This is a genomic window from Rathayibacter sp. VKM Ac-2760 (assembly GCF_009834185.1).
GTDB lineage: Bacteria > Actinomycetota > Actinomycetes > Actinomycetales > Microbacteriaceae > Rathayibacter.
In genome coordinates this window covers 1,607,673-1,623,935 of sequence record NZ_CP047173.1, presented here as the reverse complement: position 1 = coordinate 1,623,935, position 16,263 = coordinate 1,607,673, and the positions used below count along the sequence as shown (strand labels likewise).

Here is a 16,263-nt window from a genome sequence, read left to right as displayed (position 1 = left end):
CGACACTCCTGCGCTACTCCCCCGCTCCGGCCGCTCCCCCCGCTACCGCCACCAGCGACACCGCGAGCAGATCGCCCGCCGGCCCGGCGCCGACGGCGTGCAGGGAGAACTCGACCACGCCGTCCTCGCCGGTCGAGGGGGTGATCGCGTAGTCGGCCTCGACGGCGCCGTCGAGCGTCCGGACGGCGAGCGGCTCCCCCAGCGGTCGCCCGTCGATACGGAGCTCGTGCTCGCCGCCGCCGTCCCGCAGCAGGACCCGCAGCACCGCCGCCCGCTGCGCCGCGTCGACCAGGGTGTAGCCGAACCAGCCGTCCGGGCCCTCCGCGCCGCGCCAGTGCCGGCCGTCGGCGCCGCCCGCGCGGCTGCGGTGGCCGACGAGGCCGTGGTCCGACTCCGGCTGCTGCTCGCCCGCGGTCACGGAGTCGATGACGTCGCCGTCGCCGTCGGCCTCGCGGTCGAGGGCGGCCAGCTCGGTGCGCCGGGCTCGGGCGTCGTCGCCGGTCGGCCAGTAGACGGTGTACCGGCTGTCGTGCAGGCCGGCGAACGGCTCGAGCCGCACCGGGCCGGAGTCGGTGCTGAGCTCGGCGCTCAGCGCGGCGCGGTCGAGGAGGGTGACCGCGCGCGCTCCCCCGGTCACGATCGGAGTCGCGGCGAGGGGGCGGAGCGGACCGGCGGCCACGTGGGCCATCCGCCGTCCGTCGGCGATCAGGCCGTCGAGGTCCTCGTCGCCCGATCGGGCCGCGAGCACCACGGGGCCGTAGGAGAACGCCGACCAGGCGGAGCCGTCGGGCAGCGGCTCGGCGCGCACGCCGAGCGCGAAGCGGACCCGGATCTCGTGCCGGCCGGGCGCGAGGACCGGGGTGCGGACGAAGCCGTCGACGGCCAGCGCGTCCAGTGCGACCGCGTCGACCGTCACCGCCATCTCCTCCGCCCAGGCCGGCCGGCGGAGCCGCACGGCGCCGGCCCGCTCGAGGTCGACCGTGATCGTCGCGTCGTCGGCGTGCGGGAACGCGGTCTCGATCCGAGCGCGCATCCCGTGCTCCGGGGAGTCCAGGGTCGAGGGGAGGTAGAGGGCGACCAGCAGCTCGGCGTCGTCCGGCGCGTCGTCCGGCGCGTCGCCCTGCGCGTCGCCCGGCGCGTCGCCCGGCGCGTCGTCACCGGCGAGGGCGTAGATCAGCTCGCCGTAGCGCGCGTGGTTCTCCAGCCCGGTGCCGACGCAGCACCACATCCCCTCGTCCGGAGCCGAGTAGACCCGGTAGTGCGCGGGCCGGAGCGGGGTGAAGTAGACGAAGCCGCCGTCGGGGTGCTGCGAGGAGAGAATGTGGTTGTACTGGGCGCGCTCGAGGTAGTCGAGGTACCGCTCGTCGCCGCTCGCCTCGAACAGGACGCCGCTCAGCTCGATCATGTTGGCGGTGTTGCAGGTCTCCGGGCCCTCGCGGTCGAGGATCATCGGGCTGGCGTCGCGCGAGCGGTGGAAGTGCTCGCGCACGCTGTTGCCGCCGATCGCGACCGTGCGCTCTCCGGTGACCTGCTCCCAGAAGCACTGCGCCGCCGGCAGCAGCGCGCCGCCGAGCCGCGCGTAGCCGAGCGCCTTCGGGATCTGCGTGTTCGCGTGCAGGCCGTCGAGCACGTCGCGGCACTCGAGGAGCGGATCGAGGAGGGCGCGGTGCGAGAACCGCGCGGCCTCCGCGCGGTAGGCGGCGGCGCGCTCCGGATCGGCGGGGGTCGCGCCGGCCACCTGCTCCGCCAGATCGGCGAACGCGTCGTTCATCCCGCCGAACTCCGCGTGCAGCATCGCCTCGAAGGCGTCCTCGTCGAGTCCGGCGGAGACGCCGAGCCACCAGTCGGCGAAGCGGACCGCCATCGCGAGCGCCCGCTCCGACCGGCCGGCGGACGCGGCGTCGAGCAGCCCCGAGAGCGTCTTGTGCAGGTTGTAGAGCGGCACCCAGCGGCCGTTGAGGGTGAACAGGTCGGCGTCGACCTCGCCGCGCGCGAGCTCCTCGCCGAGGGCGCGCCCGCCGGGGACGCCGCCGAGATAGCCCGTGCCGACCGCGTCCTGGGCGCGCTCGAAGCCGTCGAGGAGCGTCTCCATCCGCTCGCGCGCGGCCGGGTCGCCCGTGGCGGCGAGCATCACCGCGCTCGCCGAGAGCGCGTGCCCGCCGATGTGGCCGTCGAGCCCGTCCGCCTCCCAGTTGCCGTAGCCCGGCCCGGTCGGCAGGCCGGCCTCGCGGAGGAACGGCGCGAGCAGCCGCTCGGGGTCGAGCGCGAGCAGGTAGCGCAGGCCGGTGGCCTGGGCGTCGGCGAACGCACTGGGCAGCAGGCGGACGGAGCGCAGCGGGAAGCGGCGGACGGGGCGATGCAACGGGAGACCTCTCAGCCCTTGACGGCGCCCGCGACGAGACCGCGGACGTAGTACTTCTGGATGGCGGCGTAGAGCAGCAGGCACGGGATCATCAGCAGCACCGCGCCGGCGATGACGTAGCCGAAGTCGGTCTGGCCGAAGGCGCCGGAGGAGATGTTCTGGATGGCGACCGGCAGCGTGAAGAGGTCCTGCCGGGTGAGGAAGGTCAGCGCGCCGAGGAAGTCGCTCCAGGCGCCGAGGAACGCGAACAGGAAGACCGTCGCGACACCAGGGACGATCATCGGCCGGAGCACCGAGAACAGGATGCGGAACGGGCCGGCCCCGTCGATCCGCGCGGCCTCCGTCACCTCGCGCGGGATCTGCGCGAAGGAGTTGCGCATCAGGAACACTCCGAACGGCAGGTTGAAGGTGAGGTAGAAGAGGATGATCCCGAGGTGGGTGTCCGTGAGCCCGAGCGTGTTCATCTCGAGGAAGAGCGGCGTCAGCACGGCCTGGAACGGGACCATCATCGTCAGCAGGATCAGGCCGAACGCGACGTTCGAGCCGTGGAACGGGAAGAGCACCAGCGCGTAGGCCGCGAGGGTGGTCACCACCACGCTGAGCACGGCGGTGCCGAGGGCGATGATCAGCGAGTTGACGATGTAGGTCCCCGCGCCGATCGAGCCGAGCAGGCCGACGTAGTTGTCGAGGGTGAGGTCGGAGAACGACTGCTCGGCGGCGGGCGCCGTGATCAGCGCGCCGGGCTGGAACGAGCGGAGGATCGACCAGGCGACCGGGGCGACGAACGCGACCGAGACGAGCGTGCCGATCGCGACGTAGAGGGCGGTGCGGACCCGGGCGGCGGGGGTGGTGCGGGTGGCCATCAGTCGTCCTTCATCACGCGGAACTGGAGCAGCGTCAGCGCCGCGGCGATGACGACGACCACGAACGACAGCGCGGTGGCGTAGCCCACCTGCAGGTCGCCGAAGGCCTTGTTGTAGACGTAGAGCATCACGGTGAGGGTGCCGGTGCCCGGCCCGCCTCCGGTGATCACGTAGAACTGGGTGAAGGCGAGGATCGCGCCGACGAAGCCGAGCACGCTCAGCAGGCCGAGGTAGCGCTTCACCAGCGGCATCGTCACCAGGAGCTCCTGCTTCCACCGCCCGGCGCCGTCGATCGCGGCCGACTCGTAGAGCGCGTCGTCGATCCCCTGCATGCCCGACATCAGCACGATCATCGTGAAGCCGGAGCCGACGTAGGCGCCCAGCAGCACGACCAGCACCGTCGCGCTCGTCGCGTCGAGCAGCCAGGCGGTGGGCGCGTCGGTCAGACCGAGAGCCATCAGCACCTGATCGAGCGCGCCGCTGTCGGGCCGGAACTCGAGCAGCGCGACGAAGCTGAGGGAGGTGATGCCGATCACGTACGGCACGAAGACGGCGGTGCGGATGATCCCCGCGCCGCGCCGGTTCGAGCGCACCAGCACCGCGAGCAGGTAGCCGACGACGATCCCCAGCAGCGTCGACACGACGGCGAAGCCGAGGGTGTAGAGCACGGACGCCCAGAACGTGGTGTCGGAGAAGGCGGTCGCGTAGTTGTCGAGGCCGACGAAGCCCACGGAGCCGACCAGCGGCCAGTCCGTCACCGAGATGACGACGGCGAAGACGAGCGGGACGACGACGAAGACGACGACGAGGACGAGGGCGGGCAGGATCATCAGGAGCCCGGTGCGGGCGTCCTTCCTGCCGAGGGCGACGCTCATGCCTGGTTCACCTCCAGGACGCGGGCCGTCTCCTCCTGGCCGCGGGCGAGGACCGCGTCGAGGTCGTCCTCGCCGCCGAAGACCGCGCCGCGGAACATCGCGAGCCACGGGGACTGCACGGTGTTGGTGAGCTGGGTGTAGAGGGTGGTCGGGGCGGCGAAGCCCTCGTTCATCCGCTCCATGCCGGGGACCATCAGGGGGAACTCCTCGGCGAAGCCGGTCTCGAGCACGTCGTCGCGGACCGGGTACCAGCCGAGGGCCGCCAGCTCGGACTGCTGCTCGAGCTCGGTGACGAAGCGCATGAAGTCCCAGGCCGCCTCGGGGTTGCGCGCCCCGCGCGGGATGGAGAGCACCGCGCCGCCGGAGAACTGCGAGACGCCGCCGTCCGGGCCGGGGAACGCGCTGACGCCGAGGTCGCCGAGGAACTCCGGCGTCGCTCCCCCGACGATCAGGTCGTAGGAGCCGGGGAAGAGCCCGACCGTGCCGGCGAGGAAGTCCTTGCCCCAGGCCGTGCCGCTGTCGGCGGAGACGCCGGGCTGGGCGAGGCCCTCCTGCGCGAAGCTCCGGTACAGCTCGAGGGTGCGCCGCAGCGGCGCGTTGCCGGCGACGGTCGCGCTCTGCCGCCCGACGACGCCGTCGTAGAAGGGGCTGGCGTCCGCCCAGAAGTGCGGCTGGATCACGTAGCCGAGGATGCCCGCCGAGTTGCCGGTGAAGGTCACTCCGGAGACGCCGTCGAGCCGCTGCAGCGCCCGCGCGTGAGTCAGGTACTGCTCGAAGTCCGTCGGGCCCTGCTCCGGATCGAGGCCGGCCTGCTCGTAGAGCCGCTTGTTCCAGAACAGCTGCGACACGTTCGAGAGCGCGGGGAGGCCGTAGACCTTGCCGTCGTAGGAGGCGACGTCGAGCAACGGCCGGTTGAGGCGGTCGGCGTAGGGCAGCGCCTCGATCAGCGGAGTGAGGTCGGTGAGCGCCTCGCGCGAGCTGAACACCGGCGTGGTCACCGAGTCGGGAGCGACCACGTCGGGCACCGCGTTCGCCCGGATCGCCGTGGCGAGCTTGGTGACCATCTGCCCCTCGGGCAGCACGGTCAGCTCGACCCGCACGGCGGACTGCGCCGCGTGGTACTTCTCCACGATCAGCTGGGCGGGTGCGAAGGCGACGCTCCGGCACCAGAAGCGGATCGTGCCGCTCGGAGCGGCGGCGAACGAGGGCGCCGAGACGTCGGCCTCGGGAAGGACCGCGGAGCAGCCGGTCAGGCCGAGAGCGGCCGCGAGGCCCGCGCCGCCGAGGGCGAGCGCACGCCGGCGGGTCAGATCGGGCAGGCGATTGTCGAGCAGGCGGAGAGGAGAGTGCATCGTCGATCCCTCGTCGGTGGTCGGGTGCGTGCGGTGGGGTGCGCGCGTGCGCGTGCGCGCCGGATCAGGTGGAGTCGCGGACGATCAGCTGGCAGGGGTGCGCCTCGATCCCGGCGCGGGGGCGGCCGTCGATGGCCTCGAGTGCGCGGGCGCCGGCGGCGCGGCCGAGCTCCTCGAGGTTCATGTCGACGGTGGTGAGGGCGGGGCGGGAGTTCAGGGCCGCGGCGGCCCAGTTGTCGAAGCCGACGATCGCGACGTCGTGCGGCACGCTCACGCCGGCCTCGCGCAGGCCGTCGGCGACTCCGCGGGCGATCTCGTCGCTGCCGCAGAGCACGGCGTCGACCGGCTCGACCCGCTGGCGGAGCATCTGCGCGGCCTGGCGGCCCCAGGTCTCGGTCCAGTTGCCGTAGAGCGAGCGATCGCCGACGAGGCGCAGCCCGAACGACGGCGCGTGCTCCTGAACCGCCTCCGCGCGGATCCGGGCGGAGTAGTCGAGTCGCGGGCCGGCGACGTAGGCGATGTCGCGGCGCCCGAGCGCGGCGACGTGCTCGAGGGCGAGCAGGATGCCCTGGGTCTGGTCGACGACGACCGACATGTCCGCCGGGTCATCGGAGGAGCCCATCACGTAGACGATCGGCACGCTCGACGCGGGCAGCGCCGGCCGCGGACCGGTGAGGTTGGTCATCACGACGATCGCGTCGACGCCGCGGGCCGCGAGGATCTCGACGCAGTGCCGCTCCCGGACCCGGTCGCCGCGGGAGTTGCTCAGCAGCACCGACGCCTGCTCGGCCGGGAAGGCGTCCTCGAGACCCCACATCACCGGGATGCTGAAGCGCCCGATGTCGTCGGAGGTGACCAGGCCGATCGTGAGCACTCTCTGCTCCGGAGCCGGTCCGCTCGCGGCCGCCGGCAGCGCGAAGCCGAGCTCGGCGGCGGCGGCGAGGACGCGCCCGCGGGTCTCGCCGCTGAGCTGCCCGCGATGGTTCAGCGCCTTCGAGACGGTGCCGACGGAGACGCCGGTCGCGGCGGCGACGTCGCTGAGCGTGACGCGGCGGGCGGGGAAGCTCATCGTGTCGTCCTCTTCTCGTCGTCGAGAGCGCGGGGTGCGCGTGCCGGCCACGGTAGCTTGCGGCAATTTTCCGTGTCAAGGAAAACCTTGCCGTCACTTGCTGTGGTGCGCGCGGAGGTGTGCATCCCCTCCACGTCCACGGCTGCGGGTTGAGACGGCGCGGGGATCTCGGCATCGTGGCTCCCTCATCGACCACGGACGGAAGGAACGACCCGATGCTCACGCTCACCGACAACGCCAGCACCGTCGTCAAGACCATCACCGGACAGACCGAGACCCCCGTCGAGGGCGGTCTCCGCATCAGCGGCGACGACCTCGACGCCCGCAACTTCGCCGTCGCCGTCGCGCCGGCCCCCGAGACCACCGACGCGGTCGTGGAGCAGGACGGCGCGCGGGTCTTCCTCGACGTCGCCGCCTCCGTCGCGCTCGGCGACAAGGTGCTCGACGCGCAGGTGGACGAGGGCGGCTCCGTCACCTTCGGCATCACCCCGCAGGACTGACGCCGGCGCACCGACGACGGAGGCCGCCCTCCCGCTGCTGCGGGGAGGGCGGCCTCCGTCGTTCCCGGCGGCGATCCCGGCTCAGGACAGGACGTCGCGGGTGGTGAAGCGCGCGATCGCCAGCGAGCCGAAGACGGCGACGTAGGCGAGCTGGAGCAGCGCGTTCTCGCCGAACGAGCCCCAGGCGACCGGATCGCGCAGCAGATCGGCGAAGTCGAACCAGCGGTCCGTGAAGAGGAACGGGTGCAGCGCGTCGAGCTGCGAGAGCGAGCCGACGATCTGCGCCGCGATCGAGACGACCACCGTCGCGGCCATCGCGCCCACCGGCACGTCGGTGAGGGTCGAGATGAACAGGCCGATCGCCGCGAGCCCCACGAGCGAGAGCGCCGCGTACACCGCGATGGCGAGCGCGCGCCCGATCGCGTCGGCGAGCGGCACGGTGCTGCCGGAGAGCAGGGTCACCGGGCCGGCCGGGAAGAGCGCCAGGCCGATCAGGATGCCGACCACCATCACGGTCAGCGCCGCCGCGAGGCAGAAGGCGATCGCGGCGGCGAACTTCACCGCGAGCAGCCGGATCCGCCCGACCGGGCTGACCAGCAGGTAGCGCAGCGTGCCGAGCGACGCCTCCCCCGCGATCGCGTCGCCCGCGACCACGCCGACGGTCAGCGGGAGGAAGAGCGGCACGGCGACCGTGATCGCGGCGAAGCCGGTGAACAGTCCGTTGCCCGCGATGGCGCCGACGAAGGACGGGCCGCCGCCCTCGCCGCCCGAGAGCCGGACGGCGACGGCGAGCAGGATCGGGATGGCCGCGAGCGCGGCGAGCAGCGCCCAGGTGCGGCGCCGACGGAAGAGCAGGGCGAGCTCGGAGGCGAGCAGAGAGCCGATGCCGAGGCCGCGGCGCGGAACGCCGGCGACCGACGTGCGCTCGGCCGCGGTCGTCGTCGCGGTGGGAGCCGATTCAGCGCTCGACATCGAAGCCCTCCCCGGTCAGCTGGACGAAGCGCTCCTCGAGCGAGGGGCGGCGGACGGAGAAGCCGCGGACGCGGACGCCGGCGGCGACGAGCGACGCGACCACGGACTCCGGAGCGGCGGTCGCGGGCATCGCCGCGACGACCAGCGGCGGGTCGATCGGGTGCTCGGCGGGGACGAGCCGCGGCGCGAGCCCCAGCTCGACGAGCGCGCGCTGGGCGTCGACGACGTCGGGCGTGAGCAGCTCGACCGATGCGGCGTCACCGCGGAGCTCGTCCAGACCGCCCTGCGCCACGAGCCGGCCGGTGCGCATCACCGCGGCGTGGGTGCAGAGCTGCTCGATCTCGGCCAGCAGGTGGCTCGAGACGAGCACCGTCGTGCCGTCCGCGTTCAGGCTGCGGACCAGCGAGCGGACCTCGCGGGTGCCCTGCGGGTCGAGGCCGTTGGTCGGCTCGTCGAGCACGATCAGGTCGCGCGGCGAGAGCAGAGCGACGGCGATGCCGAGGCGCTGCTTCATCCCGAGCGAATACGAGCCGACCTTCTTGCCGGCCGCGGCGGACAGGCCGACGCGGGCCAGCGCCTCCTTCGCCCGGGTGTCGCGGGTGCGTGAGGAGGTGCCGGCCTCGGCGGCGTCGAAGCGGCGGAGGTTCGCGCGGCCCGAGAGGAACGGGTAGAAGCCGGGGCCCTCGACGAGGGCGCCGACCCGCGGCAGGACGTCGGCGGCGCCGCGCGGCATCGCCGTGCCGAGGACGCTGATGCTGCCCTCGGTCGGCGCGGCGAGGGCGAGGAGCATCCGGATGGTGGTGGTCTTGCCCGAGCCGTTGGGCCCGAGGAAGCCGAAGACGGCGCCGCGCGGGACGGCGAGATCGAGACCCGACACCGCCTCCTGGCGGCCGAAGCGCTTGGTGAGGCCCCGGGTCTCGACCGCGAGCTCGCCCGCCGTCACCGAGCGGCGGCGGCGGTCAGCGCGTCGACCGGGACGGCCCCCGCGAGGACGCGGCCGTCGTCCGTGATCAGGACGCTGACGAGCGCGGAGGAGAGCACCCGGCCGCCGTCGACTTCCGTGGTCACGGCGTCGAGCTGAGCGAGCGACTCGGCGTCGCCGGCGGGCAGCTCGACGATCGAGCCCCAGCCGGTGCCGGTGGTCGTGATGCCGGAGTCGCCCTCGAGGGTGACGGGCTCGTCGCGGGTGTCCCCGACGGGGGACTCGTCGTGCACGGGGGCCTGCTTCTCGGTGACCTCGGCGCCGGCGGGCGGCGTGAAGGCGAAGAGCGCGGCGTCGGGCGCAGAGACGTCGATGCTCGTGTAGGCGAGGCTGAAGGCGGGCGCGGTGCCGCCGACGGCCGTGACGGCGACGCCGAGCGGCAGACCGGTCTCGCCGTCGATCGAGACGGTGACGGAGCCGACCAGGGTGGTGCCGTCGCGCGGGGTGAGCACGAGCTCGTAGGCGTCGCGACCGGCGACGCGGACGTCGGACCCGACCGCGACCGTGGTGGTCGGGTCGATCGCGGCGAGCAGCTCCTCGGCGACCGAGGAGGGCGTCGGGACCTCTCCCGACGGGGCATCGGACTGGGGGGCCTGCGAGGCGTCGCCGGTGGGCGGGAGCAGGTGCGTCGCCGCGTTCTCGGCGGAGTCGTAGATCCAGACGCCGTCGGTCCTCGTGGCGACGATGTCGCGCTCGGCGAGGCGGTCGAGCACCTGGAGGCGGGCGCCGCGCTCGGCGTCGACGTAGACGCGGGCCTGGTGCGAGCCGGTCGCGAGCTCCATCAGCGCGCTGGTGGCGGAGGCTCCGCCCTCGGTGGAGCCCTGGCCGGACGAGCCGGTGCTGCCGAGCGCCGAGAGGTCGGGGAGGCCGAGGTCGGAGGTCTGCTGGACCTCGCCGGAGAAGGCGGTGGTGTCGCTCTCGGCGACGAAGGCGAGGAGGTCGGCGGCGGACTTCTCCGGGAGGTCGCCGGCGGCGCTCGCGGACAGGGGCAGGGTGACGGCCGCGGCGACGACGACCAGGGGGACGACGGCGGCGGGGACCCAGCGCTTCCAGGGGGTGCTCATAGTCCGCGACGCTACGCCCCGAAACGCCGAGCCACCTGCGAGTCCGCGGCCGCCGAGCGGGTGCCTAGGCGATGCGGTCGGCCGAGACGACCACGTTGTCCACGTAGTGGCCGTAGGAGTCGTCGAAGACGCCGCCGCAGGTGATCAGGCGCAACTGGGCGGTGGGCGTTGGTCCGTAGACGTCCTCGGTGGGGAACTGCTCCTTCGGCACCGAGACCGAGCCGGTGACCGAGAAGCTGCGGGTGCTGCCGTCGGAGAGCACGACGTCGACCGTGTCGCCCGGGACGAGCGCGGTGAGGTCGAGGAAGACGCCGGGGCCCGCGCGGCCGTCGACGTGCCCGGCGATGACGGAGGGGCCGATGTCGCCCGGCACGACGCCGTCGCGGTACCAGCCCGCCTCGTCCACCAGGACGGGCGGCTGGATCCAGCCGGTCTCGTCGCGGGTGAGCGACTCGAGCGAGGAGTCGACCCCGATGGCGGGGATGACGACGCGGACGGGGACGACGGCGGAGCGCGCCGGGGCGGCGGCCGCGACCGGGTCCTGCAGGGCGCCGGCGTCGCCGGGTGACGGCGCGGCGGGGGCGGTCGTGGCGGGAGCGGCGGACGCGGCGATCGTCGCCTCCGGGGCGGCGGCCTGCCCGGCGGCCGAGCAGCCCGCCAGGAGCAGGAGCGCCGCGAGGGCGGCTCCCGCTCCGGCGAGGCGGCGCATCAGCTCGCTCGGCCGGTGCCGACCGAGGAGCGGCGCGCGATCAGGGCGAGACCACCGGCGACCGCGGCGAAGACGCCGAGGACCGAGAGCACGCCGAGCAGTCCGTCGACGAGCGGGCCGGACGCGGCGGAGGTGGTGGAGGCGACGTGCACGGCGGTGGCGCCGCCTCCGGTCTGGATGCCGCCGGTGGGCAGGTCGCCGACGGCGGCCGAGTCGAGCACCGGCGAGACGACGAGGCCGTTCGAGGCGTCGTCGAGGACGAACAGCGAGGCGACGGAGCCCGGAGCGAGGTCGAGGTCGGCCTTCGCCGTCACGGCGCCGGCGGAGAGATCGAGGCTCCACGGGCCGGCCGGGACGCTGGTGTAGCCGGTGGCGGTGCCCTGAGCGGCCCGGGTCGCGAGGAGCGTGCCGGTCGTCGTCGCGACGTCGACCTCCGAGGCGGTGGTCGACGCCTGCACGACGCGCACCCGCGCCTGGCCGTCGGCCGGCGGCGTGAGGTCGTCGGTGAAGACGGTGGTGCGCAGGACCGCGTTGCGGCCGAGCGCGGCGACGGTCAGCGGGGTGCCGGCCGAGACGTCCACGGACTGCTCGATCACCGGGGCAGTGCCGTCTGGTGCGTCGGAGGGGACCATCGAGACGACGTAGGTGCCGGGCTGCAGCGTCCAGTAGGGCGAGACCGCGCCGTAGGCGACGCCGTCGAGCTCGAAGGCCGCGCCGCCGCCGCCGAGCGCCGTGAGCGTCACGTCGACGGACTTCGTGTCGGGCGACAGGTGGGCCACCCGCACCCAGCCCGTGGCGGGCGGCGCCTCGGCCGCCGAGGCGGGGGCCGCGCCGAGAGCGGCGAGGGCGGACACGGCGGCGAGGGCGAGTGCCGCGCGCGCGAGGCGGAGGGGGCGGGTCGGGTTCATGGTGCGTCCTTCGGGTGGGGTGGTGCTACTGAGTCCCCGGGAGCAGCCCGGACGGCTCGTCGAGGTCGAGGGTGACGAGGAGACCCTCGGGGATCGACTCGACGGACATCGGGACGAAATCGCCCGACTGACTGCCGAGCCACGTGGTGGCGTTCTGGGTGGCGGCGGCGTCGGCGGGGAGACCGGCGCCGTTGTAGCCGGACAGGATCATCCGGTGGCGGACGCCGTCGACCTCGTTCGACCCGACGGGGAAGTCGGCGACCGAGAGCGGCGTGAAGGCGAGCTGCTGGCCGAGCAGCAGCAGGAGGCGCGAGTCGACCTGACCCGACTCGAGGAGGGTGCGGGCCGCGTCGGTCGTGGTGAGCGCGGGATTGGCGGCGAGCTGGCCGCCGGCCGAGGCCCGGGCGGCGGTGAGCACGGTCGCGGCGGCGGCGGCCTGATCGGCCCCCTCGTCGAGGACGCGGCGCACCTCCACGGCGCTGTCGCCACTGCCGAAGCTCGCGACGGCCTCGGAGTTGTCGAGCGCCGTCTCGGTCTCGCCGGTCGCGGTCGCCCGCAGCGCCGGCGTGGAGAGGATGTAGTCGGCCGCACGCCAGGCGGAGTCGGGCGCCGCCGCGGTGAGCGTCGACTCCGAGACCACGGTGTCGCTCGGGAAGCCGGCGCCGGTGACGTCGGCGACCAGGTCGTCCTGCACCAGGAGGACCGACTCGGGGTCGAGGGTGTCGGCGACCCAGGAGACGGCCGCCTCGGTGGTGCCGGGAGCCGCGGCTGCGACCGGGCCGGAGTCGCCGCCGCCGTCGCCCGCGGTGAGCAGCGGGACGGCGATCAGCGCGCCGCCGATCAGGAGGAGGGCGACGCCGACGCCCGCGCCGATCAGCAGGACCCTGCGGTGTGAGCGGGGGGCGCGCTCATCGGCCGAGCGGTCGTCGTCCGAGCGGTCGTCGGAGAGGGGCTCGGCCGAGACGGGGGCGCCGTGCCACTGGTGCGCGGAGGCGGGAACGGGGGCGGGGAAGCGGTCGGCGGCGTCGTCGTCGGACTCGCCCGGGAACGGGGCCGGGGCGAGGAAGCGCTCGTCGAAGAGGTCGGGGGCGACGTCGGCGGCATCGTCGTGCTCGGGCCAGGTGGAGCGCTCGGGCTGGGTGTACTGCGCGGGCTCGGTGTACTGCTCGGTGTACTGCTCGGGCTCGGCGGGGCGCGCGGGCTCGGAGCGGCGGACCGGCTCGGGCAGGAGCAGGCCGAAGGCGCCGCGCGAGCGGCCCTGGACCGGCACGAAGTCGGCGGCGTGCGGGTGCGGGAACTCGATCCGGTCGGGGTCGAGCTCGCAGAGCTCGCCGATGACCGGCGCGAGGCCGGCGACGGCGGCCGGGGCCTGCGCGAAGCCGCGGAGGAGATCCGGGTCGACGACCGGCGGGGCGGGCGGTGCCGGCGGCGCGTCGACGATCAGGGCGTCGACGGGCTGGGGGGCGGGCAGCTGCGAGAGGTCGGGCTCCGCCTGCGCGGCGGCCGGGGGCTGCTCGACCGGTGCCTCCTCGACCGGGGCCTCCTCGCTGGGGGGCTCGACGGCAGAGGGAGCCGTCGGCGGCGCGTCGAAGAACTGGGCGTCGACGGGCTGGGCGTCGTCGGCTCGGGGCGCGTCGATCGGCGGCTCGAAGCGCGAGGGCGCGGTGAGCGGCGGGGCCGACGGGCCGGCGACCGGCGGGGCCGTCAGGACGGGCGCGGGCGCGTCGAAGAACTGCGCGTCGACGGACTGGGCGTCGGGCTGCGCGTCCGGCTGCGGCTCGCTCGGGGTTAAGTCCCGCGGGAGGTCGATCATCGGCGACGGGGCCGCCGGCGGCGCGGGCGGCGGCGGGCTGCGGAACGAGCTGGGCGCTCCGGCTCCGCGCGCGGGGCGCGACAGGTCGGGAACGAAGGAGGCGACCCCCGGATGGGGGAATTCGAGAGCATCCGCGTCGAGCTCGCAGTACTCGCCGATCGCCGGAGCCGCCACGTCGAAGACGTGCGCGGAGCCGGCGGTGGCCGCGGCGGCGTGTCCCCGCAGGACGGTGCCCGGGGTCGCCTCCACGTCGGTCGCCGGCGGAGCCGGCAGGTACTCGGTCACGTCGGGCTCGACGCCGTACGGGGGTTCCCCTTCCCCGGGGGCGTCGCCGCGCCGCGAGCGCGAGAACAGCTGCCGGGCGGCCGAGACGGCGGTGCGCGCCATCAGCGGCCGCTCCGTCCGGCGTCTGTCCGACATTCGAGGGTCACGGTTCCTCTTCGGAGCGGACCGGTCGATCGGTCTGCTCCCGCGCGCGATCCGAGCTGCTGTCCCCACATGATCATGGGCGCAGTCTTCCCTATCGAATGGCGCGGGAGGTACCCGGGGTGGCGCTTGTGATCTGTTCGTCACGCGGAGGGGGTTGTGGAGGACGCCCGTGCCGAGTGCTCCGGAGCCACCCGCCGAGGGGTGCGCGCCGCTCGCGCGGCGAGGATGATCGCAGGATGGACCTCCCGTTCCCCCTCCCCCTCGCTCCGATGCTCGCGAAGGCCGTCGCGGCCGTGCCCGCGCAGGACGCCGTGAGCGGCGGCTACTCCTACGAGCCGAAGTGGGACGGCTTCCGCGCGATCGTGTCGGTCGCCGACGGGGTCTGCGAGATCGGCAGCCGCGGCACCAAGCCGCTCACCCGCTACTTCCCCGAGCTGGTCGAGGCGTTCCTCCGCCTGCTGCCCGACGGCTGCGTGCTCGACGGCGAGATCGTGCTGGCCACCGGACCGGACGGCGCCCAGCGGCTGGACTGGGAGCTGCTCTCGCAGCGGATCCACCCGGCGGCCAGCCGCGTCGCGACGCTCGCGGCCGAGACCCCGGCGATGCTGGTCGCCTTCGATCTGCTCGCCGTGGACGGCCGGAGCCTGCTCGACGAGCCGTACTCGGCGCGGCGGGAGGCGCTCGCCGCGCTGCTGGAGGGGGTCACTCCGCCCGTGCACCTCGGCCGGACCACCGCCGACGAGGCGCTCGCCCGCGACTGGCTGGAGCGGTTCGAGGGCGCGGGGCTGGACGGGGTAATCGCCAAGCCGCTCGCCGCGCCCTACGCGCCGGGCAAGCGGACGATGCTCAAGGTCAAGCACCACCGCACGGCCGACGTGATCGCGCTCGGCTACCGCGAGCACACCTCCAAGCCGGGGCTCGGCTCGCTGCTGCTCGGGCTGCGCGACGCGGACGGGACGCTGCGGCAGGTGGGCGGCGCCTCCGCCTTCACGGATGCGCGACGGGTCGAGCTGATCGACGAGCTCGCGGACGTCGTCGAGCGCGACGAGAGCGGCGAGGCGGTGCGCGGGGACGGCGAGCGCAGCCGCTTCTCGGGCGCGAAGGACACCTCGTTCGTGCGGCTGCGGCCCGAGCGGGTGCTCGAGGTGCGCTACGACCAGATGGAGGGGCAGCGCTTCCGGCACACGGTGCAGTTCGAGCGCTGGCGGCCGGACCGCGAGGCGGAGTCGTGCACCTTCGAGCAGCTGGAGCGGCCGACGGCGTACGACCTCGGGGACGTGCTGGGCTGAGCTACTCCGCAGGCTCCTGCGCGGCCGGCTCCTCCGCGGCGGGCTCCTGCGCGGCGGTCTTCTTCGCCCGGCTCGGCTGCACGCGGGGCGGCTCCCCCGGCATCTTCGGGAAGTCCGGCGGGAACGGCAGCTCGCCGAGGCCCGCGGCGACGTCGCGCTCCCACCAGCCGAGCAGCACCTCGAGGCGGCCGGGCGACTCGTGCATCCGCGCCCAGGGGTCGCCGGTCGTGCGCAGGCGCTCCGGGACGGTGCGGATCGTGAAGGCGGCGGGGTCGACGCCGTCGAGCTCCTCCCACTCCAGCGGGGTGGACACCGGGGCGTGCGCGAGCGGGCGCGGACTGTAGGCGCCGGCCATGGTGCGATCGCGGTTGGCCTGGTTGAAGTCGACGAAGATCCGCTCGCCGCGCTCCTCCTTCCACCACGCCGTCGTCACCTGCTCGGGCATCCGCCGCTCCAGCTCACGGGCCGCGGCGATGACGGCGTGCCGCACGTCGAGGAACTCGTGCTCGGGCTCGATCGGCGCGAACACGTGCAGGCCGCGGTTGCCGGAGGTCTTCACGAACGACTCCAGGCCCGCCTCGCGCAGCACCTCGCGGAGGACGTGCGCGGCGCGGACGGCGTCGGCGACGTCGGTGCCCGGCTGCGGGTCGAGGTCGATCCGGAGCTGATCGGGCCGGTCGGGGTCGTCGGCGCGCGACGCCCACGGGTGGAAGACGAGCGTGTTCATCTGCGCGGCCCAGACGGCGACGGCCGGCTCGTCGATCACGAGCTGCGGGTGCACCCGGCCGCTGGGGTAGGTGACGGGGACGGAGCGGACGTAGTCCGGCGCGCCCTTGGGCGGGTTCTTCGAGAAGAACTGGTCGCCGTCGATCCCCGCGGAGAAGCGCTGCAGCGAGACGGGCCGGCCGCCGTTCGCCGCGACGAACGCGTCGCCGACCTCGATCAGGTACTCCGCCACCTCGCGCTTGGTGATGCCGGGCTCGGGGAAGAGCACCCGGCCGGGGCTGGAGAGTCGCACCTCCCGATCGCCGTGCGGTCCGGGAACGGTGAGGACGACGGCGTCGCTGGGCATGCTG

At 74.3% G+C, this 16,263-nt stretch carries 14 protein-coding genes; 2 read left to right on the top strand and 12 right to left on the bottom strand.

Annotated elements, in window-relative coordinates:
• Positions 1 to 13: 13 nt before the first annotated feature.
• From GSU72_RS07295 to GSU72_RS07275, 5 genes are all read right to left on the bottom strand, one after another.
• Positions 14 to 2,362 carry a beta-L-arabinofuranosidase domain-containing protein gene (locus GSU72_RS07295; RefSeq protein WP_159984429.1) on the bottom strand — a complete coding sequence of 783 codons (2,349 nt, stop codon included), beginning with the start codon at positions 2,360 to 2,362 and terminating at the stop codon, positions 14 to 16.
• An 11-nt stretch (positions 2,363 to 2,373) separates the two neighbouring features.
• Complete coding sequence (locus GSU72_RS07290) at positions 2,374 to 3,225, bottom strand: carbohydrate ABC transporter permease (RefSeq protein ID WP_159984428.1); 852 nt, start codon at positions 3,223 to 3,225, stop codon at positions 2,374 to 2,376.
• Positions 3,225 to 4,100, bottom strand: a complete 876-nt coding sequence (locus GSU72_RS07285) for a sugar ABC transporter permease (RefSeq protein WP_159984427.1) — start codon at positions 4,098 to 4,100, stop codon at positions 3,225 to 3,227. The genes GSU72_RS07290 and GSU72_RS07285 overlap by 1 nt, the downstream gene beginning before the upstream one ends.
• On the bottom strand, positions 4,097 to 5,452 hold the full coding sequence (locus tag GSU72_RS07280; protein ID WP_159984426.1) for a sugar ABC transporter substrate-binding protein: 1,356 nt from the start codon (positions 5,450 to 5,452) through the stop codon (positions 4,097 to 4,099). Before GSU72_RS07280 ends, GSU72_RS07285 begins: the two co-directional genes overlap by 4 nt.
• A gap of 64 nt (positions 5,453 to 5,516) precedes the next feature.
• A complete protein-coding gene (locus tag GSU72_RS07275) occupies positions 5,517 to 6,521 on the bottom strand; it encodes a LacI family DNA-binding transcriptional regulator (RefSeq protein WP_159984425.1) in 1,005 nt (334 codons plus the stop codon).
• Positions 6,522 to 6,736: 215 nt separating this feature from the next.
• On the opposite strand from GSU72_RS07275, the gene GSU72_RS07270 reads away from it, so the two are divergent.
• Positions 6,737 to 7,021: a hypothetical protein gene (locus GSU72_RS07270; RefSeq protein WP_159984424.1), complete on the top strand. Its 285-nt coding sequence runs from the start codon at positions 6,737 to 6,739 to the stop codon at positions 7,019 to 7,021.
• An 81-nt stretch (positions 7,022 to 7,102) separates the two neighbouring features.
• On the opposite strand, the gene GSU72_RS07265 is transcribed toward GSU72_RS07270, so the two are convergent.
• The 6 genes from GSU72_RS07265 to GSU72_RS07240 all read right to left on the bottom strand — a co-directional run bounded on the left by GSU72_RS07265 (position 7,103) and on the right by GSU72_RS07240 (position 13,856).
• Positions 7,103 to 7,993, bottom strand: a complete 891-nt coding sequence (locus GSU72_RS07265) for an ABC transporter permease subunit (protein ID WP_159984423.1) — start codon at positions 7,991 to 7,993, stop codon at positions 7,103 to 7,105.
• On the bottom strand, positions 7,980 to 8,936 hold the full coding sequence (locus tag GSU72_RS07260; protein ID WP_159984422.1) for an ABC transporter ATP-binding protein: 957 nt from the start codon (positions 8,934 to 8,936) through the stop codon (positions 7,980 to 7,982). Before GSU72_RS07260 ends, GSU72_RS07265 begins: the two co-directional genes overlap by 14 nt.
• Positions 8,933 to 10,039, bottom strand: a complete 1,107-nt coding sequence (locus tag GSU72_RS07255; protein WP_159984421.1) for a hypothetical protein — start codon at positions 10,037 to 10,039, stop codon at positions 8,933 to 8,935. The genes GSU72_RS07260 and GSU72_RS07255 overlap by 4 nt, the downstream gene beginning before the upstream one ends.
• A 64-nt stretch (positions 10,040 to 10,103) precedes the next feature.
• Positions 10,104 to 10,748 (bottom strand): class F sortase, encoded by a 645-nt coding sequence (locus tag GSU72_RS07250; RefSeq protein WP_159984420.1) that lies wholly within the window; start codon positions 10,746 to 10,748, stop codon positions 10,104 to 10,106.
• Positions 10,748 to 11,656, bottom strand: coding sequence for a DUF4397 domain-containing protein (locus tag GSU72_RS07245; protein ID WP_159984419.1), 909 nt, complete (start codon positions 11,654 to 11,656; stop codon positions 10,748 to 10,750). Before GSU72_RS07245 ends, GSU72_RS07250 begins: the two co-directional genes overlap by 1 nt.
• Positions 11,657 to 11,681: 25 nt before the next feature.
• Entirely contained in the window at positions 11,682 to 13,856 is a 2,175-nt protein-coding gene (locus GSU72_RS07240) for a hypothetical protein (RefSeq protein ID WP_208545165.1), read from the bottom strand.
• Positions 13,857 to 14,134: 278 nt separating this feature from the next.
• On the opposite strand from GSU72_RS07240, the gene GSU72_RS07235 reads away from it, so the two are divergent.
• Positions 14,135 to 15,187 (top strand): ATP-dependent DNA ligase, encoded by a 1,053-nt coding sequence (locus tag GSU72_RS07235; RefSeq protein WP_159984417.1) that lies wholly within the window; start codon positions 14,135 to 14,137, stop codon positions 15,185 to 15,187.
• 1 nt (position 15,188) lies between these two features.
• On the opposite strand, the gene ligD is transcribed toward GSU72_RS07235, so the two are convergent.
• A complete protein-coding gene (gene ligD, locus GSU72_RS07230) occupies positions 15,189 to 16,259 on the bottom strand; it encodes a non-homologous end-joining DNA ligase (protein WP_208545164.1) in 1,071 nt (356 codons plus the stop codon).
• Between the last annotated feature and the right edge of the window lie 4 nt (positions 16,260 to 16,263).